The sequence below is a fragment of the Gemmatimonadales bacterium genome (assembly GCA_036279355.1).
Classification (GTDB): Bacteria; Gemmatimonadota; Gemmatimonadetes; order Gemmatimonadales; family GWC2-71-9; genus DASQPE01.
This window is the reverse complement of sequence record DASUJH010000045.1, coordinates 1-19,857: the sequence shown is the minus strand read 5'-3', so window position 1 is coordinate 19,857 and position 19,857 is coordinate 1. Positions and strand designations below refer to the sequence as shown.

The 19,857-nt window shown below is 71.2% G+C and carries 16 protein-coding genes; 10 read left to right on the top strand and 6 right to left on the bottom strand.

The window, feature by feature from the left end; translation table 11 throughout:
- Positions 1–11: 11 nt before the first annotated feature.
- Positions 12–1,853 carry a chloride channel protein gene (locus VFW66_11050; GenBank protein HEX5387230.1) on the bottom strand — a complete coding sequence of 614 codons (1,842 nt, stop codon included), beginning with the start codon at positions 1,851–1,853 and terminating at the stop codon, positions 12–14.
- A 94-nt stretch (positions 1,854–1,947) separates the two neighbouring features.
- Positions 1,948–4,101, bottom strand: a complete 2,154-nt coding sequence (locus VFW66_11045) for a TonB-dependent receptor (GenBank protein HEX5387229.1) — start codon at positions 4,099–4,101, stop codon at positions 1,948–1,950.
- A 150-nt stretch (positions 4,102–4,251) separates the two neighbouring features.
- Between VFW66_11045 and VFW66_11040 the strand changes: the two genes are divergently transcribed.
- The 3 genes from VFW66_11040 to VFW66_11030 are packed head-to-tail and all read left to right on the top strand — an operon-like array spanning position 4,252 to position 6,195.
- Positions 4,252–5,343, top strand: coding sequence for a hypothetical protein (locus VFW66_11040; GenBank protein ID HEX5387228.1), 1,092 nt, complete (start codon positions 4,252–4,254; stop codon positions 5,341–5,343).
- Positions 5,322–5,735: a hypothetical protein gene (locus VFW66_11035; protein HEX5387227.1), complete on the top strand. Its 414-nt coding sequence runs from the start codon at positions 5,322–5,324 to the stop codon at positions 5,733–5,735. Before VFW66_11040 ends, VFW66_11035 begins: the two co-directional genes overlap by 22 nt.
- Entirely contained in the window at positions 5,719–6,195 is a 477-nt protein-coding gene (locus VFW66_11030) for a Fur family transcriptional regulator (GenBank protein HEX5387226.1), read from the top strand. The genes VFW66_11035 and VFW66_11030 overlap by 17 nt, the downstream gene beginning before the upstream one ends.
- Positions 6,196–6,213: 18 nt before the next feature.
- On the opposite strand, the gene VFW66_11025 is transcribed toward VFW66_11030, so the two are convergent.
- Positions 6,214–8,022: an ABC transporter ATP-binding protein gene (locus VFW66_11025; GenBank protein HEX5387225.1), complete on the bottom strand. Its 1,809-nt coding sequence runs from the start codon at positions 8,020–8,022 to the stop codon at positions 6,214–6,216.
- 43 nt (positions 8,023–8,065) lie between these two features.
- On the opposite strand from VFW66_11025, the gene VFW66_11020 reads away from it, so the two are divergent.
- The 5 genes from VFW66_11020 to VFW66_11000 all read left to right on the top strand — a co-directional run bounded on the left by VFW66_11020 (position 8,066) and on the right by VFW66_11000 (position 13,441).
- Positions 8,066–8,914, top strand: coding sequence for a hypothetical protein (locus VFW66_11020; protein HEX5387224.1), 849 nt, complete (start codon positions 8,066–8,068; stop codon positions 8,912–8,914).
- A 53-nt stretch (positions 8,915–8,967) separates the two neighbouring features.
- Complete coding sequence (locus tag VFW66_11015; protein ID HEX5387223.1) at positions 8,968–9,831, top strand: hypothetical protein; 864 nt, start codon at positions 8,968–8,970, stop codon at positions 9,829–9,831.
- A gap of 97 nt (positions 9,832–9,928) precedes the next feature.
- A complete protein-coding gene (gene murQ / locus VFW66_11010; GenBank protein ID HEX5387222.1) occupies positions 9,929–10,855 on the top strand; it encodes an N-acetylmuramic acid 6-phosphate etherase in 927 nt (308 codons plus the stop codon).
- The gene (locus VFW66_11005; GenBank protein HEX5387221.1) at positions 10,852–11,976 is read left to right on the top strand and encodes an anhydro-N-acetylmuramic acid kinase; all 1,125 of its coding nucleotides are present in this window, start codon (positions 10,852–10,854) and stop codon (positions 11,974–11,976) included. Before murQ ends, VFW66_11005 begins: the two co-directional genes overlap by 4 nt.
- 10 nt (positions 11,977–11,986) lie before the next feature.
- On the top strand, positions 11,987–13,441 hold the full coding sequence (locus VFW66_11000; GenBank protein ID HEX5387220.1) for a glycoside hydrolase family 3 N-terminal domain-containing protein: 1,455 nt from the start codon (positions 11,987–11,989) through the stop codon (positions 13,439–13,441).
- Between the two features lie 24 nt (positions 13,442–13,465).
- On the opposite strand, the gene VFW66_10995 is transcribed toward VFW66_11000, so the two are convergent.
- Both VFW66_10995 and VFW66_10990 read right to left on the bottom strand, forming a co-directional pair.
- The gene (locus tag VFW66_10995) at positions 13,466–14,644 is read right to left on the bottom strand and encodes an MFS transporter (protein ID HEX5387219.1); all 1,179 of its coding nucleotides are present in this window, start codon (positions 14,642–14,644) and stop codon (positions 13,466–13,468) included.
- A gap of 30 nt (positions 14,645–14,674) precedes the next feature.
- Complete coding sequence (locus VFW66_10990) at positions 14,675–15,853, bottom strand: protein phosphatase 2C domain-containing protein (protein ID HEX5387218.1); 1,179 nt, start codon at positions 15,851–15,853, stop codon at positions 14,675–14,677.
- A 99-nt stretch (positions 15,854–15,952) separates the two neighbouring features.
- Here VFW66_10990 and VFW66_10985 point away from each other — a divergent pair, with 99 nt between their 5' ends.
- Positions 15,953–17,965: an N-acetylmuramoyl-L-alanine amidase gene (locus VFW66_10985; GenBank protein ID HEX5387217.1), complete on the top strand. Its 2,013-nt coding sequence runs from the start codon at positions 15,953–15,955 to the stop codon at positions 17,963–17,965.
- A 10-nt stretch (positions 17,966–17,975) separates the two neighbouring features.
- On the opposite strand, the gene VFW66_10980 is transcribed toward VFW66_10985, so the two are convergent.
- Positions 17,976–18,425 carry a hypothetical protein gene (locus VFW66_10980; GenBank protein ID HEX5387216.1) on the bottom strand — a complete coding sequence of 150 codons (450 nt, stop codon included), beginning with the start codon at positions 18,423–18,425 and terminating at the stop codon, positions 17,976–17,978.
- A gap of 132 nt (positions 18,426–18,557) precedes the next feature.
- Here VFW66_10980 and VFW66_10975 point away from each other — a divergent pair.
- Positions 18,558–19,857, top strand: a 1,300-nt coding sequence (locus tag VFW66_10975; GenBank protein ID HEX5387215.1) for a serine/threonine-protein kinase, incomplete at its 3' end; no start/stop codon positions are given.

Genomic DNA, 19,857 nt, shown 5'->3' with positions numbered 1-19,857 from the left:
CTCCGCGCGCCCTATTGTCCCGACGGTGGCGCGGCGAGCTCGGCGCCAATGCCCTCCGGCGCGCCGAGCGCTGCGCGCTCGTACAGGCCCAGCACGTGGCTCCGGCTCAGGAGCCCGAGCAGCCGGCCCGTAACGGGGTCGACCACCGGCAGCGCCGCCGAGCCGCGCGTGCCCATCCGGTGGATCGCCTCGAGCAGCGTGTCGGCGGGCGCAACGGTCTCGCAGTCGTCGGCGACGTCCCCGGCGGTGAGTCTGGCGTCGTCGGGTTTCCGATCGCGCGCGATCTGGCCCAGCTCCGAGAGCGTGAGCACGCCGATCAGGAGCCCGTCGGCGTCAATCACCGGGAAGGTCTCCTGGTCGGCCCGCCCGAGGTGGCGGAGCGCGGCGCTCACGAGCTCCGAGGCGGGAATCACGTCCGGCCGCCGCTCGTAGGCATCGCCCACCCGCAGCCCTGCCAGCACGTCGCGGCTGGTGCCGTGCTCGATGTCCTCGCCGCGCCGGCGGAGCCATCCGCTGTAGAGCGAGTCGGGCTCGAGCCAGCGGGCGATGACGTAGCTGATCACCGCGGCGAGCATGAGCGGCGGGATGATCGCGTAGTCGTTCGTCATCTCGAACACGAGCAAAATGCCAGTGATCGGCGCGTCCGTTGCGCCCGCGATCAGCGCGCCCATGCCGACCAGCGCGTACGCCTCCGGGTGCAGCGCGAGCGATGGGAACAGGCGCTGCAATGCGACACCCACCGCGCCTCCCGTGGCCGCGCCCACGTAGAGCGATGGCGTGAAGAGGCCGCCCGAGCCGCCGGAGTTGAGCGTAATCGACGTCGCCAGAATTTCCCCGAGCGCGAGCGCCGCGAGCGTGTACCATTCGAGCCGGCCGAACACCACGAGCGGAAACGCCACATGCCCGGTGCCCACCAGAAATCCTCGTGAGGCGAACACAAGGCCGCCTACCAACACCCCGCCGAGCGCCGCCACCAGCGCCGGTGGAAGCTTGAGCCGCGCCCGATGCTCCTCGGCCGCGAAAAAGATCCGCACGAAAGCGACCGAGACGAGCCCCGCAATGACGCCAAGCAATGGATAGAACGCGGCCACCTCCCAGGTGAGGCGGTAGCCGTACTCCATCGGAATCCCGAATGCGGGATGGTTGCCGAACGCCGCGCGCGAGACCACGGCGGCCACCACACTGCTCACCACCACCGTCGGAAACGCGCTGACGCTGAGCGTCCCCAGGATTTCCTCGAGCGCGAAGAACGCGCCGGCAAGCGGCGCGTTGAACGCGGCCGAAATCCCGCCGGCGGCTCCCGCCGCCACGAGCACCGTGACACGTGACGAGGCGAAGCGGAAGAGCCGCCCGAGGAGCGAGCCGATCGCGGCGCCGAGCACGGCCACCGGGCCCTCGCTGCCAGCCGCACCGCCGGCGCCGATCGTCACCGCGCTCGCCGCCGTCCGCGCGAGCGCCGGGCGCGAGGGAATCACGCCGCCGCGCCGCACCACGCTTACCTGCACGTCGGGCACGTTGAGGCCGTCGTTCCCCTGCCCGAACTGGCGCATGATGAGCCACGCCACCACGAGTCCGGCGCCGGTCACGACCGGCCGGTACGCGAGAAATCCGAGTTTGGGGAGGAACGTGCCGGGCCAGCGGAAGAAGGCGATGTACGCGAAGTCGATGAGCTTGTAGAACGCCACCACGCCGAGCGCGCTCGCGATGCCGATGAGCACGGCAAATCCGAGCAGGATCGCGTTCTCGCTCAGCTCGAGCGCGTTGAACCAGTCGACGAAGTCGTCCCACGCGCCGCGCGCCGGCCGCACCGCGCCGTAGGTGACGTGCCGGACGCCCCGGGTCGTGCGACGCACCCACCGCCGGACTCGGCGGCGACCCAGCTTCACGCCCGGCATGAGATCGAATTCAACGCGACCGTCGTCGGTATCGCGACGCTCATCCGCGGCGCTACTGCCCCGCCCGGAAGCCGATCTCGCCCCCCGCATAGAGACTGATGCCGGGCGCGGGCTCGATCACGCGCGGGGCGTTGGCCAGTCGGTCGAACCCGTTGATCGTCACCGAGGCGATGTAGCGCTTGTCGAACAGGTTGTTGATGCCGATGAACGGCGTCACGCGCGTGCGCCCGGTCTCGCCCCGCCAGCTCACCCTGAGATTGGTGACGCCGGCGCCCCAGCCGGCCACCTCGAAGGTGTTGTCGTCGTCGGCGAAGAGCGACGAGCTGAGCGTGTGGTCCACATCCACCGCGAACCCGCGAGGCAGATCGGCCCGGAGCCCGAGCCGCGCGAAGTGCTCGGGCACGCCCGGAAGGCGGTGGCCGTCGAGCGTGTCGACCGACGCGCCGTTCTGCACCTTGTAGTCCGCGAAGATGTAGTCCGCGAATGTGTAGGAGCCGAAGACCCGGAGCCCGCGGATCGGCGTCACCGAGAGGCCGAGCTCCACGCCGTCGTTGTGGGTCTTGCCGGCGTTCCGGAAGAAGGCGCGGCCGCCCACCTCCTCGAACTGGACGATCGCGTCGCTCACCCGCCCGAGGAACGCGGCGACCGAGTATTCCACCCGCGTGCCGATCCGTCCGCGCGCGCCGACCTCGTAGGTCCAGGCGCGCTGCGGCCCGAGCGCGTCGTTGAAGCCGCCGCTCCCGTCCGGCCTGTTGGCCAGCTCGGTCGTGGTCGGCGTCTCGAACGAGCTGGCCACGTTGACGTACGGGATCACCGCGTCGGAGACGAAGTAACTCACCCCGCCGTTGCCGTCCCACGCATCGAGCGTGCGGTCGCCGCTGTCGTCCCGGCCGTCGGTCAGGTGACGGTCGTCAACGGCAAAGTGCACCCGGTCGTATCGCGCGCCGCCGCTCACCCGGACGCGCGGTGTGGGCGTCCAGTTCGCCTGCACGAACGGCCCCACCTCGTCCACCTGCTCCCGCTGGTCCACCAGCACGCTGTCGGTCGGCGCGCCCGACACCGAGCGGAAGTTGCTGCGATTGTCGCGCAGATACTGAAAATCCACGCCTGCCGTGAGCTGTGGCGCGAGCGTACCCTGGCCGATGCGCCGCGTGCCCGTGGCCCGCACGCCGCCCACCGCGCGGCCGATCCGCACGTAGGTGCCGATGGTGGGCCCGGGCCCCTGCGGCGGGGGCGTCGCGAGCGGATTGTTGAGATCGCGGAGGACGCCGAAGATCGTGACCCCGTACTCGTCGCCCTCGTTGCCCACGTGCTTGTAGCCGAAGGCGAGCTGCTCCTGGCTCACATCCTTGTCGGCCCCGCGCCGGATGTTGCCCGCCGAGGCCGAATCGGGGTTCGCCGCGTACTCGGCGGGCGTGAGCGCCCCGGGGTTCTGCGCCTGCGGATCGTCAGCGGCGTTGAAGCGGAGGGTGAGGAGGTCGTTGCCCGAAAGCGCGTAGTCGATGCCCGCGTTGAGCAGGCGGAGGTCGGCGGCGCTCTGCTGGCGGAAGCCGTCGAGCGTGGCGCGCGAGAGCGAGAGCACGCCGCTCGCGGCGCCGAGGCGGCCGTGGGTGCGGGTCTGCCACTTGAATAAGCCGAACGCGCCGCCTTCCGCGCGGACGTACTGGGAGAACGGGCCCGGATCGGCCGTTTCGGTCTGAAGCGAAATCACGCCACCCGATGCGTTGCCGTAGAGCGACGACGCCGAGCCGCGCAGCACCTCAACCCGGTCGATCAATCCGAACTCGACGTTGGTGAGCTGGCTCTGGCCGTCGGGCAGCGTCTGCGGCACGCCGTCGAGCAGGATCTTGACGCCGCGAGTGCCGAAGTTGGCCCGACTGCCGAAGCCGCGGATCGAGAGCCGTTGGTCGAGCGAAAAGTTGTAGCGGTTGGCGACGTAGACGCCGGGCAGATCGTTGAGCGCTTCGTCGAGGCCGAGCGTGGGCTGCGCGCGGCGGATTTCGGCGCGGTCCAGCACGGACACCGCCGCCGGCACCCGGCTCAGCGGCTCGGCGGTGCGGGTGACGGTCACCTCGAGGGTCTTGAGCTGCTGCACGGTGGTATCGCGCGCCAGCGTGTCCCGCGCTGCCGTGTCGGCTGCCGTCGGCTGCTGCGCCGCTGTCTGACGCGGCGTGAGCGCGAGCGCCGCCGCGAACGCCGCCAGCACGAGCGACCTCGAGGATGCTGCCGGGCGCGGACGGGTCCGGACGGGCATTGCCGAGTCCTTGCGAAGGGTGGGCACGCGGATGACGTCAGGATTATACAACGGCTCCGCCGCTTGTATCGCCCCCGGGCGGCGCCTAGCTTTCCGCGCTCTATGGCCGACTCGCCGTATCGGATGCCCGATTTTGCCAAGCCGCCGTTCGCGGGTGCGCCGGAGGCCCGCTTTGCGCCGCTCCCCGCCGACGGCGTGCTGCCCGAAGGCTTCTTCTCGACCTCCAACCTCCCGACCTACCTGCACGTGGACGGCCGCTGGGTCATGCCGGAGCGGCCGCGGATGGACTGTGTGGTGGTGCGCCGGCCGAACCGGCTGGAGACGATCGAGCCGCGCCGGCTGCGTCGAGGCGATCTGGTCGCGATGGGCGAAGCGGAGGACGGCACTCAGGGCATCGTGGTTCACGGGGACGGGTTTCTGGGCGGCAGCCACGGGGCGAACGAGTTCCGCTTCATGTCCACCGAGGTGAGCCGCGAGCGGCCGGTGAACTACGAGGAGCTGGCGCGCCGGCTCGTCGAGGAGCGGCGAAATGGCGGCTACCTCATCTGGGTGGTGGGGCCGGCGCTGGTGCACTCGCGCGCGCGCGCGGACTTCGAGTGGTTCATCGCCAAGGGCTTCGTGCAGGCGGTGCTCGTCGGAAACGCCGTCGCCGTGCACGATATGGAAGCCGCCATCTACGGCACGACGCTCGGCATGACCAGCACCGGCGAGGCCACCGAGGGGGGCCACGGCCTCCACATGCGCGCCATCAACCAGGTGCGCGCGGCGGGCTCGATCGAGAACGCCGTGGCCTCGGGGCTCGTGACGAGCGGCATCATGCATTCGCTCGTCACCCACGGTATTCCGTTCGTGCTGGCTGGCTCCATCCGCGACGACGGCCCGCTCCCCGGCGTCCTGAGCGACACGCTCGCGGCGCAGGATGCCATGCGCGAGCACACGGTCAAGGCCACGGGCGCCATCTTCATCGCCACGGCGCTGCACGCGATCGCCGTCGGCAACATGCTGCCGGCGTTCCACACCGGCCACGGCGTGCCCGAGCCGCTCATGACGATCTGCGTGGACCAGACCGAGTTCGTGGTGAACAAACTCAAGGATCGCGGCACCCACCAGGCGTACGGCGTGGTGACCAACGCGCAGGACTTCATGCACGTGCTCCGATTCTACGTGGAGCGATGGGCCCAGGCGCCGGACTGAACCGGCCGGCCGCGGCGCCGGGCGTCGGCCTGGGCTGGAGCCGGCTGGCGGAGCACATCGGCCGCGCGCTCCCGCCGGGCGAGATCGACGCCGTCTGGGCCTTCCCCAACCTCCGCCGCGACGGGCGGGAATGGGGCACGGCCGTGGTCGCGCGCCGTTCGGGCGAGCGGCGCCGCATCTACACCGCGCGCTACGTGCTCGTGCTCAAGGGGAAGGAGCGGGGGCAGTTCGAGGCGGAGCTGGAGGAGGTGGGGAGCGGACCCGTCGAGGCGCTGGCCACGCTGCTGCGGGACGTGCATCAGCGCACTGACGACGAGCATCCGCCGGTCCCCGTGCCGCTCGCCGCGTGGTTCCCGCCGCCCGAGGATCCCGACGATGGCCCGGCTCGCTAGAGGCGAGGGCGCCGCGCTCCTCGACCGGTTCCGCCGCCACCTGCGCGACCACCACCTCCCGGTCACCCGCCAGCGTGATCTCGTCGCGGAGACGGTGCTCACGTCCGACGAGCATCTCTCGGTCGAGGCCATCCAGAAGCGGCTCGCCGAGCGGGGCGAGCACGTCGGCACCGCGACGATCTACCGCACGCTCGACGTGCTGGTGAAAAGCGGCCTCGCCCGCGCGCACGATTTCGGCGAAGGCTTCCGGCGCTTCGAGCCCACGCCGGAGCAGGCGCACCACGAGCACCTGATCTGCGTCCGCTGCGGGGCCGTGGTCGAGTTTCAGAACGAGCGGCTGGAGCGCATGCTTCCCATCATCGCCGACGAGCACGCCTTCCTGCACCAGCACCACCGGGTCGAGATCCACGGCATTTGCCAGGACTGCCGCCGCCGCGACCTCGGCCCGCTCGCCGAGTAGGGCGGGCCGCCCGCCCGCTCAGCCTACCGCCTCGCCCTCGGCCTCTTCCTCCAACGCGGTTTCCAGCTCGGTCTCGAGCTGCTGCCGGCGGAGCAGCTCCCAGTAGCGGCCGCCGCGCGCCACCAGCGCTTCGTGGGTGCCCTGTTCCACGACCTGTCCCTCGTCCAGCACGACGATCCAGTCCGCATCCCGGACCGCGGTGAGCCGGTGGGACACGATCACGCTGGTGCGGCCCGCGAGCGCACCGCGGAGCCCCGCCAGGATGCGTGCTTCGGTCTGCGCGTCCACCGCGCTCAAGGCATCGTCGAGCACGAAGATCGTCGGGTCCTGCGCGAGGGCGCGCGCAATGGCCGCGCGCTGCTTCTGCCCGCCCGAGAGATTCACCCCGCGCTCGCCCAACATGGTATCGAAGCCGTGAGGAAGATCGGTGAGCGCCGCGCTCAACTGCGATACCTCCGCCGCGCGCTCGAGCCGGCCGTCGTCGGGCGCGCCGAGGAGCACGTTGTCGCGGAGCCGGGCGCTGAAGAGAAAGGTCTCCTGCGGCACGAACCCGATGGCGCGGTGCAGTTCCTCGAGTGGCAGGTCCCGGATGTTCACACCGTCGATCTCCACCTGCCCGCGATCCGGGTCGTAGGTGCGGACCACCAGGTCCACGAGCGTCGACTTGCCCGAGCCCGTGGGCCCCACGACCGCGAGCGATCGACCGGCAGGCACATGGAGCGAGATGCCCCGAAGCGCCCAGCCGCGGTCCACGGCGCCGGGGTAGCGGAACCAGAGCTCGCGCACTGAAAGCGCGCGAGCGTTGGGCCCGCGTGGATTGAGCGGCGGCAGATGCTTCGGCGCGGCCGGGGACACGATGGCGGGCCGCTCGGCGAAGATTTCGTTGATGCGGGCCATCGAGGCGGCCCCGCGCTGCACCAGATTGATGGCCCAGCCGAGCGCGATCATCGGCCACACCAGCATGGCGAGATACACGCCGAACGCGATAAATGCGCCGACGCTCACCGTGCCCGCGATGACGAGGCGCCCACCGAGATAGATGATGATTACGGCGCCGAGCCCGCCGAATAGGCCCATCACCGGATAGAACACACCCTGCACCCGGGCGAGCGCGATGTTGCGGCGGAGATAGTCGCGGTTGAGGTCGCCGAATGCATCCAGCTCGGCACGTTCCTGGCGGTAGGCGCGCACCACCCGCACGCCGGAGAGGTTCTCGTGCACGAAGCCGGTCAGGTCGCCGAACCGCCCCTGGATCTCCAGCGTGCGGCGGTGGATCAATTGCCCGAGCGACACCATGGCGATGGGCAGCCCCACGAGCGGCAGCAGGGCGAGGCCGGTGAGGAGCGGACTGATGCGCGCCATGGCTGGTACGATGAGCGCCGCCCTGATTATTGTATCCACCAGATACATCAACGCCGGTCCCGCCACCATGCGCACCGCGAGGAGATCGTTGGTGGCGCGGGCCATCACGTCCCCCGTGGTGTGCCGATCGTGGAACTCGGCTGACATTCCCTGGACGTGCTCGTACAGGTCGTTCCGGAGATCGTACTCGATCCAGCGGCTCGCGCTGTTCAGGATCTGGCGCATGCCGTAGCGCGCCACACCGCCCACGGCGGCGACGCCCACGATGAGGAAAGCAAAGTACTGGACCCGTGCGAAGGGCGCCCCAGCCCGGAGCGCATCGATGCCGCGCTCCAGAAAGTGCGGTCCAAGCACGGCAAAGCCGTTCGACACGAGCACCATGGCCATGCCGAATGCCACGGTGCCGCGATAGCGGCGGAGGTACGGTAACAGCGCGCGCAGCTCACGCATCGGCTCAAATGTCACCGGCAGTCGAAACCCGGGCAAGTCAGATTTCAAGGAGGAACTGATGGCGAAGCGAATCGTGGCTCTGGTGGCCCTCGCCGCCATGGTGGCGTGCTCGAGGGGCGACAACAGGCAGACGATGGCCGCGGCCGACAGCCTGAAGCGCGATCTGCAGCTTGCGCCGGTGGACACGACGCAGCCGCTGAGCGACCGTCCGGCCGATACCGCGGCCGCGCCCGCAGCCGCACCCGCGCCAGAGCCGGCGCGCGTCGCGACTCCGGCCCCGCGCCCCAAGCCCAAGCCGCGTTCCACCCCGCGCCCGGCGAGCGAGCCGTCGCAGGCGGCCGCGGCTCCCGCGCCGGCGCCGGCACCCGCGCCGGCCGCTCCGGCGAGTCTCGACGCGGGCACCGTGATTCACGTCGCGATGGTCGATTCGATCACCTCACGCCGCAACAAGGCGGGTGACCGCGTGCGCGCCAGGGTCGCCCAGGATGTGCGCGATGCCGCCGGCCAGGTGGTGATTCCCGCCGGCTCGACGGTGACGTTCACGATCGCGGAGATCCATGAATCCGAGAACAAGGGCGACAAGACCGGGAAGCTCAAGCTCGAGGCCGGTGACATCACGGTCGGTGGGCACGCGTACGCGCTCGACGGCACCGTCGAGTCGGTCGATTCGCACCTCCAGGGCCGTGGCACCGGCGCCGGCGACGTGGCCAAGGTCGGCGCCGGCGCAGGCATCGGCGCGGTCGCCGGCCGGGTGATTGGTGGCGGCGCCACGGGTGCCGTGATCGGGGGACTCATCGGCGGGGCGGTGGGCGCCCAGCGCGCCGTCGAGACCAAGGACCGCGATGTGGTGGTTTCCCCAGGCGCCGCGGTTACCATACGGTTGCGGCAGAAGTTCACCGCGACCTGAGCTATCCGGCTCCGCGGTACCCTAGCGATTACCACCTGAAGGAGAGGTGTGATATGCATAGATGGCATCGAAGCATCGCGGCGGCGTTCGTGGCGGCCGCCGCGGCCGGCGCCGTGGCCTGCGGAGGACGCGACCGCGGCTCCATGGCGTCGGCCGACAGCCTGACCCGCGATCTGCAATTGGCTCCCACCGACACGACCGCGGCGCTCGGCGACCGCGCGGCGGACACCGCCACGGCGGCGGCAACGCCCGCAGCACCACCGGCAGCACCGGCCCCGAAGCGGCGGTCCACCGCCGGCGCCAGCTCGAACCCGAGCCGGCCTTCGCCGGCCACGCCCCAGCCATCGGGCGCCGCGGCACCCGCGGCGCCCGCGGCACCTGCCGCCGGCGCGAGCCTCGCGGCCGGCACCGTGATCCGCGCCACGCTCGCCGACTCGATCAGCTCCCGGCGCAACAAGGTGGGCGACGTGATCGAGGCGACCACCACTTCGGCGGTCAAAGATTCGCGCGGGCGCACGGTCATCCCCCGAGGCGCCACGGTGTCGATGAAGATCACCGCCATCCACGAATCCGAGAACAAGAGCGACAAGACCGGCACGCTCACGCTGGAGCCGACCGAAGTGCGGATGAACGGCCAGAGCTATCCCATCACGGCGAGCATCGACTCGGTGAACACCAGCCTCGCGGGGCGCAAGACCGGCGCGGGTGATATCGCGAAGGTCGGCGCTGGGGCAGGCATCGGCGCCGTCGCGGGCCGGGTGATCGGCGGGGGTGCCACGGGTGCCATCATCGGCGGTGTGATTGGCGGCGCGGTGGGCGCGCAGCGCGCGGTCGAAACCAAGGACCGCGATGTCGTCGTGCCCGCCGGATCGTCGGTCAAGCTCACGCTCAAGAGCCCCTTCACGCCGACGGCGTAGCGGCATCTCTCGCGATCTCGCGTGGGCGAACGGCGCGGCTCCGTCCATCGGAGCCGCGCCGTTCTCCGTCTCGCCCGGGCGTCTTATCTTCCGCGCCATGCCCGACGAATTCGTGGACGCACGGCTCACGGAACGCCGCAACCCTGCCACCATCGCCATCGATGTCGCGACGCCGCTCGAAATCGTCGACCTGATCGGCGCGCAGGACGCCGGCGTGCCGGCGGCGGTGGCGCGGGCGCGGAGGGAGCTCGCGCGTGCGATCGAGCTGGTCGAAACGGCCTTCCGCGCCGGCGGCCGGCTGGTCTACATCGGCGCCGGGACGAGCGGCCGCCTCGGCGTGCTCGACGCGGCCGAGTGCCCGCCCACGTTCGGAACGCCACCGGAGATGGTCGTTGCGGTGATCGCGGGCGGAGCCGCCGCGCTGGTGCGCTCGGTCGAAGGCGCGGAGGACGATGTGAAGGCGGCCGCGGACGCGATCGACGCTCACCGCGTGACCGCGCACGACATAGTCATCGGCATCGCGGCGAGCGGCACCACCCCGTTCGTGCGCGCGGCACTCGCGCGCGCGCGGGCGCTCGGTGCGCGCACCGCGCTCGTCACCTGCGCCGACCCGCCGCCGGCGCTCGCGGCGGAGTGCGACGTCGTCGTCTTGGTGCCGGTCGGGCCCGAGGTCGTCACCGGCTCGACCCGCATGAAGGCCGGCACCGCGACCAAGCTCGTGCTCAACACCATCACGACCGGCGCCATGATCCGGCTCGGCAAGACATACGGGAACCTGATGGTCGATCTGCGCGCGTGGAACGACAAATTGATCGATCGAAGCGAGCGGATCATCATGGAGGCGACGGGACTCGACCGGGCGGCGGCGCGCGCCGCAATCGACGCCGCCGAGGGGAGCGTGAAGCTCGCGATCGTCATGGCGCGGCGCGGGGTCTCCCGCGCCGAGGCCGAGCGCCTGATCGAAGCGCACGCGGGCCGGCTCCGGCCCATCGTCGGCGATCCGCCGCCGGTGCGTCCCGCGTGAGCGAGCGGCCCATCGTCGGCATCGGCCTCATGTCGGGCACCTCGCTCGACGGCGTGGACGCCGCGCTGGTCCGGTTCACCGGCCCGACTCGCGCAGAACTGCTGGGTTTCCTCACTCGGCCGTACGATGACGCGCAGCGCGCGCTGCTCCGTTCGGCGCTCGAGGGCGGCACGCCGCGCGAGTACGCGCTCCTTCACGCCAGCCTCGCTGAGTGGGCGGCTGATGCCGTACGGCGCCTGCTCGATGCGCACGCCGATGCCGCGCGCGAGCTCGCATTCATCGCATTTCCCGGCCAGACCGTCTGGCACGAGCCGCCTCACGTCAGCTGGCAGCTCGGCGAGCCGGCGCTCCTGGCCGAGCGCTTCGGCGTGCGCGTCGTCCACAACTTCCGCGCGCGCGACGTCGCCGCGGGAGGTGAGGGCGCACCGCTCGTCCCCGCGGCCGACGTCCTCCTCTTTGCCTCGCCCGATGCACCCCGTGTGTTGCTCAACGTGGGCGGCATGGCGAACCTCTGCTACGTGCCACGCCGGGCGCAGGAGCGGGGCACGCTCGCGTTCGACACCGGGCCCGGTGTGGCGGTGATCGACGCGGTGGCGCGGCTGGTGGCGCCTGGCGCGCCGTTCGATCAGGACGGCGCAATCGCCGCGCGCGGTCGCGCCGACGCCGGCGTGGTCGCAGAGCTGCTGAGCGATCCGTTCTTTGCGGCGCCGCCGCCGAAGAGCACCGGACGCGAACGGTTCGGCGACGCGTACGCGCGGCGGCTGCACGCCCGGGTGCCGGGCCCGGACGGCGTCGCTACCGCGGTCGAGCTCACGGCGCGTTCGATCGGAGCCGCCATCGAGCGCTGGGTTCCCGGCCGGCCCGAAGTTGTCATCTCAGGCGGTGGCGCGCACCATCCGGGGCTCGTCGCGGCACTCGCGCGCGCGCTCGACGGCGGGGCGGCGCCAAGCGAAGGCACCCGGCTTCGCCGCTTCGACGAGCTCTTCTTTCCGGGCGATGCCAAGGAAGCCGTCGCCTTCGCGCTGCTCGGGTACCTCACGCTGCACGGCCAGCCCGGCAACGTACCCGCGGCCACCGGCGCCATCGGGCCGCGCATTCTCGGCGCGATCACGCCGGCCTAGCATTCCTCCCATGCCCGGAGCCGATGCCGCGCTCGGCCGTCTCATCATTCCCGCGCTCCGGTGGCGCCCCGACACGGGGTTTGCTCACGAAGGACCGCTGATCGCCGGCGCGCTCGCCATCGGCGCCGGCGGATTCATCGTTTTCGGTGGCACGGCGGACGCAGTGCGCACGCTCACGGCCGATCTGGTGCGACGGGCGCATCGCCCGCTCCTCATCGGGTCGGACATCGAGCGCGGGGCGGGGCAGCAGGTGGCCGGGCTGAGCGAATTGCCGCCGCCGCTCGCCCTGGCCTCGCTCGGCGACCTCGACGTGATCCGTTGGGCCGGCGCCCGCACCGGCGCCGATGCGCGGAGCGTCGGAATCAACTGGGCGTTTGCGCCGGTTGCCGATCTCGACGTGCTGCCGGAGAATCCCATCGTGCAGACGCGCTCGTTCGGCGCTGATCCCGCGCGCGTCGCTGCCTGCGTGCGCGCCTGGGTCGAGGGATGCCAGAGCGCAGGTGCGCTGGCGTGCGCGAAACACTATCCGGGTCACGGGCGCACGGCGCGCGATTCGCACGTCGCGCTGCCGGAGGTGGACGCCGATGCGGCCACGCTCAGCGCGGGCGACTTGCGCCCGTTTGCCGAGGCCGCGCGCGCGGGCGTCGCCACGGTGATGACGGCGCACGTGGCATACGCTGCGCTCGACCCATCACGCCGTCCCGCCACGATGTCGCCGCCCATCCTCCGCCAGCTCCGCGAATCGCTCGGTTTTGACGGGCTCGTGGTAACCGACGCGCTCATCATGGAAGGCGCGCGCGCCGGCCGGAGCGAGGGCGAGGCGGCGGTCGAGGCGATCCGCGCCGGCGTGGACCTGCTGCTCTATCCGGGCGACCCGGCGGCGGTCCACGATGCGCTCGCGCGCGCAATCGACGCAGGCCGGCTCGAGCCCGCGCGGGTGCGCGAGGCGCGGCGGCGCTACGTCCACGCGCTCGAGCGCGCAGAGCGCCCCGTCGTGCCTCCGCGCGCAGGCCCCTGGGTATCTCCCGACGCGCTCGCCGATGCGCTGCTCGACCGCGGCCTCGTGCGCGGCCGGATGAGCCCGCTTCCGCCGCCGATCGAATGTGTGGTGGTGGACGACGACGTGGGCGGGCCGTACGCGCCGAGCCCGGCGGGCTACGTCGAAGCCGAGCTCAAACGCCGCGGGTTGTCCCTCCGGCTCGCCGTGAACCGCGCCGGCAGCCGCACCAGCACGCGCGTCGTGCTCGCCTTCAATGGACCGAGAGGATGGAAAGGCCGCGCCAGTTTCAGCGCCGAGTCCGCCGCCGCGCTCGCGCGGGAAGCTCCCGACGCGGGGCTCGTGGTTCTCTTTGGCCATCCCCGCCTCGTGGCCGAGATACCGGGCCCGGCGCCGGTCCTGATTGCGTGGCACCGCCAGCGTCTCATGCAGGAAGCCGTGGCGCGCTGGATCGCGGCAAAGGCGTGACGCGACCCACGCCGAGCGACCCGTCTACGAGATGCGCCGCATCCTTGGCAGCAGCAGGTAGGCCGGAAGGCCGAGAAAAAACGTCAGCAGAAAATACCGCGCAAAGCCGAGTTGCTCCGCCAGCACGCCCGACGCAATACCTGCGGCCCAGCGGCTCAGGGCGAAGATCGCGCTCAGGAGCGCGTACTGTGTCGCTGCGTAGCGCCGCTCGCAGACCGACATGAGGAATGCGAGGAACGCAGCGGTGCCGAGGCCGGCGGCAAAGTTCTCGAACACGGCGGCCCCGGTCACCAGCGCCTTGCCCGGCACCGCGGCCGCGAGCGCGTAGCCCAGGCTCGAGAGCAACTGCACGAGACCAAGCGACCAGAGCGCGCGGAAGATGCCCCACCGGGTTGCCACGATGCCGCCGAGCGCGGCGCCCACGAGCGTCGCGACGAGCCGCGCCGTGGTGAGCGCCGCGATCTCACCCAGTCCGAAGCCGCGCGCCACCCAGAACGGCTTCGTCATCGGCTCCATCGCCGAAATGTCCAGCTTGAAGAGCAGGGCGAAGAGCGCGATCGCCCACACGTCCTTCCGCCTGAGAAGCGCCGCGATCGGCTCCGTCAGCGTGCCGGGCGCCTTGCGTGCGCCCTCGGCCGCGGGGAGCGCGAGCGTCGCGAGTGCCAGCACCGCGAAGACCGCCGCCCCCGCGCCGAATGCCGCGTCCCACCCGCGCCGGGCGGCGATCCAGATGAGCAGCGCGCTCGAGACGAAGCTCGACGCGCGATAGCCGCCGATCAGCACCGAGTTCGCGACGCCCAGTTCGCGGGTCGTGGTGCTCTCGATCGTGTACGCGTTGATCGCGATGTCCTGCGTCGCCGAGAGCGCGACGAATGCGGTGAGCAGGAGGCCGAACGCCACCGGCCGCGCAGCCGGCTCGACCGCGCCGAAGAGCACCGTCGCAGCCGCGAGCAACAGCAGCGCGCCGCGAATCCACGCCCGCCGGCTTCCGTAGCGATCCACCAGCGGAGACCAGAGAAACTTGAGCACCCACGGCGCCGACGCTCCGGTGGCGAGCCCGATCTCGGCCAGGCTCACGTGCCGCGCCGCGAGATACACCGGCACGGTCTCATAGAAGAGGAAGTAGGGCAGGCCCGACGCCACCGACAGCAGGCCGAGCCATGCGAGCCGCACCGCGAGTGGCTTCGCGGCCGGCGGAGCCACGTCTGGATCGCGGATCAGAGCGTCACCCGCTCAACGTCGGGAGAGGAGACTGATGATGATGAGCAGCGCCACGACGAGGAGAATCGCGATGAGCGCGCGCGGAAACGAGGGCGACGACCCCGGCGGCGGTGCGAGGCCCGGCGCAGGCGCATCCACCTGGGGCGCACCCGGCGCCGATTCGAGCGGCGCGGGCTCCAGCGGCACCGGCGCGTGCGGCAGCGGGGCGGAAGCGTCGCCGAACGCTGCCGCGTGCCCGCCGGCGCGTACCCCGGCAAACGCGCCCGCGAGCGGTGGCGCGGCCATGCTCATCGCCGGCGGCTCCTCCGGCTCCACGTCGCCCGATGGCCGGTACACCCGATACTCCACGCCAGCGGCGCCATCGGCGTCGGGCAGCCCCTGACCCTCGAAGCGGGCCAGCACCACCGTGATGTTGTCCGAACCGCCGCGCGCGTTGGCGAGATCGATGAGCGTACCGCACACGGCAGCGAGGTCGGGCGTCGTCGCGATCACCTCGGCGATTTCGTCGCGCTTCACCAGGCCGAAGAGGCCGTCGGAGCAGATGACGAGCGTGTCGCCGCGGCGGAGCGGCTGGTAGGTGAGCTCCACCTTGACCTTCGGATCAGGCCCGAGCGCCTGCAGGATGATGTTGCGCCGCTCGCTCTGCTCCGCCTCCTCCTCGGTCAGCTCGCCGGCTTCGACCAGTCGCTGCATGAGCGACTGGTCCTTGGTGAGCTGAATCAGCCGCCCGCCGCGGGCGAGATAACCTCGGCTGTCGCCGATCTGCGCGAGGTAGAGATTCGATCCCTGCACGCCCGCCACCGTGGCGGTGGTCCCCATGCCCCGCATCTCGGGGTGCGCGCGGGCGTAGACATGGATCTCGTGGTTGGCGCGTTCTACCGCCTCGCGCATGCGGAAGGCGAACCGGCGCTCGGAGACATCCGGGTCGTCGCCCCACTCGGTGGAGAGATGCCGATAGATGACGTCCGCCGCCATGCGGCTCGCGACTTCGCCTGCGGCGGCGCCGCCCATGCCGTCCGCCACCATGAAGAGCGAGCCGCGCGGACCCACCACATGATCGCGCACTTCGGGTCGGAGGCTGGCGTTGCGCAGCGTGAGGTCGGCCACGAGGAAGGTGTCCTCGTTGTGCTCGCGCGTGCGGCCAAGATCGCTCTTGCCGAAGACCGACACGCGGATCGGGCCGAGATTCACGCGGACCTCGTCATGAAAGGTCCGGTGAATCTAGGGAAGGCGCCGGGGGGCCGTCAACGCCATCTTGGCGTAAGTTATGGCGCCCGTGTACCTTGCAACATGCACCTCGCCCGCTCCTTCGGGGCCGGCTGGCTCGCACTCGCCACCCTCTGCTGCGCACCACAACCGATCACCTCTCCCGGCCCCGACGGCGCTTCCCGGCGCCTGCCGGCGGTGCCGGAGGTGCGCGGCCCGCTTGCGCTTCGCGTCGTCTACCCGCGTCCCGACGACACCGTGAGCGTGCGCGACTCGAGCTTCATCTTCGGATATTCCGGGAACGGCGCGGCCGCGGTCACGGTGAACCGCGTGCCCGCGCGCGTCTGGCCCAATGGCGCATGGCTCGCGTGGCTTGCGTTTCCGCGCGACTCGCTGATGCACTTCGATATCGAGGCGCGCACCGCCGCCGATTCCGCGCGGCTCGACTACGTGGTGCCCCGCGCCATGGCGTTCGAGCCGCCCGCGGCACCGGTCTGGATCGACAGCAGCTCGCTCCGGCCCAGCGGGCGCGTCTGGCTCGGGCACGGTGAGTTGCTCACCCTTTCGGCGCGCGCGTCGGCCGGCGCGTTAGTGCAGCTTCGCTTGAGCGATGGCACCGTGGTGCCGCTCTGGCCCGAGGGGTCGCATGATGAGGTGCCCCGCGCCGTTCGCGCCTTCGACCGCGACACGGCCAACCTCGCGCTCCCGTTGAATGCCGAACACTACGCCGGCCTGCTGGCGGCGCGGCCGCTCGGCCAGAGCCCGGGTGCCGTGCTACCCGGCGCAGGACCGGACTTCGCGCGCGCCCTCGCGGCTGCCCGCGCCCGCTGTCCGACCGGCCGGTGCCCCTTCGCCGTCGCCGAGCCGCTTCCCGTCGGCTCCTATGCCGAACCGGTGCTCGAGGCCATCAGCGGCGGAGATACCGCCCGGGTGAGCTGGCCCCTCAGCGTGGCGGTGCTCGACACGCTGCCCGTCGTGGCCGAGCTCGACGACGACGTGGCGCATCGCGGCGGGACCGACAGCCTCACTCCCGGCCGCACCACGCCCGGGGGGAGCTACTACTGGTTCTTTCCGACCGGCACCCGCGCGGTCGTGAGTGGCCGGGTGAACGACGACCTGCGGCTCCGGCTCGAGCCGGGCCTCGACACCTGGGTCGCCGCCGCCGACGCGCACGCCCTCCCGGCCGGAACGCCGCCGCCAGCTGCCACGGTCGGCTCGGTAACGCTCTCGCGCGCCGCTGACCCGGATCGCGCGGTCGTCCGAATTCCGGTGGGCGAGCGGCTCCCGTTCCATGTGACGCCCGCGGAACGGTCGGTGACCCTCACGCTCTACGGCGCAATGGGCGACCTCGACTGGATGCGCTACGGGCCGGTCGCGCGCGACTCGCTGGTGCGCCGGATGAGTTGGGAGGAGAAGGCGCCGGGACAGGTTGTGCTCACGCTCGATCTGGCGCGCCCGCTCTGGGGATACCGGGTGCGCTGGAGCCGGACCGATCTCGTGGTCGAGCTGCGCGCCCCGCCACCCATGGATCCCTCGCATCCGCTTGAGGGGCGCGTCATCGTGGTGGATCCGGGGCACCCGCCGCTCGGCGCTACCGGTCCGACCGGCCTCCGCGAACAGGATGCGAACCTCGCCGTGGCGCTTCGGCTGCGCGATCTCCTCCGCTCGGCCGGCGCGCGGGTCACGCTCACCCGGAGCGACAGCTCGGCGGTGGATCTCCTGCCGCGCATCGGGCTCGCCGAGCGGCTCAATGCCGACCTTCTCGTCTCAATCCATCAAAACGCGTTGCCGGACGGGGTCAATCCGCTCACCAACAGCGGCACCAGCGTCTTCTACAACCAGCCGCAGGCCCTTCCGCTTGCGCGCGACATCGAGACGGCGCTCGTCCGCCGTCTGGGCCTCCGCGACCTGGGCGTCGGCCGGGCGGACCTCGCGCTGGCGCGGCCGAGCTGGATGCCGGCCGTACTCTGCGAAGGGATGTACATCATCATGCCGGATCAGGAGGCGGCGCTCCGGAGCGCCGAGGGGCAGGAGCTGTATGCGCGTGGGGTCTACGACGGGATCGAGCGGTTCCTGCGGACGGCGGCCGCTCCCTAGCGGCCGCTCTTCAGGAAGGCCAGGCGGACGGTCGGCCGTGCGTGAGCACGAGCAGCGGCTGCACCAGCGTATCGGCGCGGATCGCGGCTTCGACCTGCACCAGATTCTGCGTCACCCCGGTACTCGCGTCGAACGTTGCGATATGCATGATGAGTGAAACGAGCGGCGCGATCGCCGCCTTTTCCTCGTCCTCGACGCCGTCGATGGTCGTGCCGTGTCCGAGAGAAATGCGCGCGTGGCCGAACAGCCAGAGCGGGAGCCCGCCGAGCGAGGCGAGGAGGTTGCGGCTGAGCGGGAGGCTTTCGCCGTTCAGCGTGATGATCCCGAGCGTGGGGCGGGTGTGGTGCCGTCTCGAGTGCACCACGAAGCCGTAGGTGAGCGCGGGCTCCTGGGCTGCGGCGCGGCGCAGGGCGGCGCGGAGCTTCTGCTGGCTGAAGGCAATCGTGTGATACGGGACCACGGGTACTCCGGGGTAGTGAAACGCGTGCGATGAGAAGCGGGTCATGTGCTCACCGGCATAGTTCGTGCCATTTGGCGCTCGAACGCCGGAAACTCGCTTGACTACCCGGACACCCTCGATAGCTTGGGGCCCATGTTCTGCTCGCGCTGCGGCAGCGAAGTCGCCAGCCAATCCAAATTCTGTCCCTCCTGCGGCCTCGATCTCACGGCGACCACGCCGATCCAGGCGCTCGCGAGCGGCGCCGTGGCCGAGCTCGACCTCGTGCGCGAAGCGCTGTCGAGCGAATACGAGGTGCTGGAAGAGCTGGGCCGCGGCGGAATGGCGCTCGTGTTCCGGGCCAAGGACCGGCACCTGGAGCGCGAGGTAGCGGTCAAGGTGCTGCCGTTCACGTTGGGCTTCGACAGCGAGTTCGTCGAGCGCTTCCAACGCGAGGCCCGCACGGCGGCGCAGCTCGAGCACCCCAACATCATCCCGATCTACCGGGTCGGCCGCTCGGGCCGGGTGATCTACTTCGTCATGAAGTTTCTACGCGGCGGCGCGCTCTCGGGCGTGCTGGCCGAACGGAAGACGCTCACCCCGCCCGAAATCCGGCGTCTCCTCGTGGAAGCCGGAAGCGCCCTCGGCTACGCGGCACAGCGCGGCATCGTCCACCGTGATATCAAGCCCGACAACATCATGTTCGACGAGTTCGGGCAGTGCGTCCTCACCGACTTCGGCATCGCGAAGGCGGCCTCGGGCCAGCGGCTCACCGGCACCGGGATGTCGATCGGCACGCCGCACTACATGAGCCCCGAGCAGGCGCGGGCCCAGCCCATCGACGGCCGGAGCGACATCTACAGCCTCGGCGTCGTCGCCTACCAGGCCCTGACCGGCGCGGTGCCGTACGATGGGGAGGACAGTTTTTCGATCGGCTACAAGCACATCACCGAGCCGATCCCGACGCCGCAGTTGCTCACCGCGGACGAACGCCGGCTTTTCGAGGCGATCAAGCGGATGCTGATGAAGGACCCGGCGGACCGGTTCCAGGCGTGCGAGGAGCTGGTCGCGGCACTGCAGGGGCAGCCGATCGCGGCGCCCGGATCGGTGCGCGCGGCGGTCAACTCCGGTTCGGTGGCGGCCGCGATCGCGAGCCAGCCGACGACTCCGCTCAACGCGGCGTCCGTGGACCGCCGGGCCGCGCCCGAGCGGCGCGACCTGTCCGGGCGGCGCATTGCCGATCGCTCGCTCGCCCTCCGGAACGGCATGCCGGCGTGGCCCTTCGTGGTGCTCGCCGTGATCGGTGGGGCCGCGGGGCTGCTCTACTACTACGAGGCGCACGGATTCAAGCCCGGCGTTCGGCCCAACTCTACGGTGGAGATGCCGGCCACCGATACGACCGGTGCGGGTGCACCGGCCGCGGGTCCGGCCGGGACGCCGATTGACTCGTCGCGTA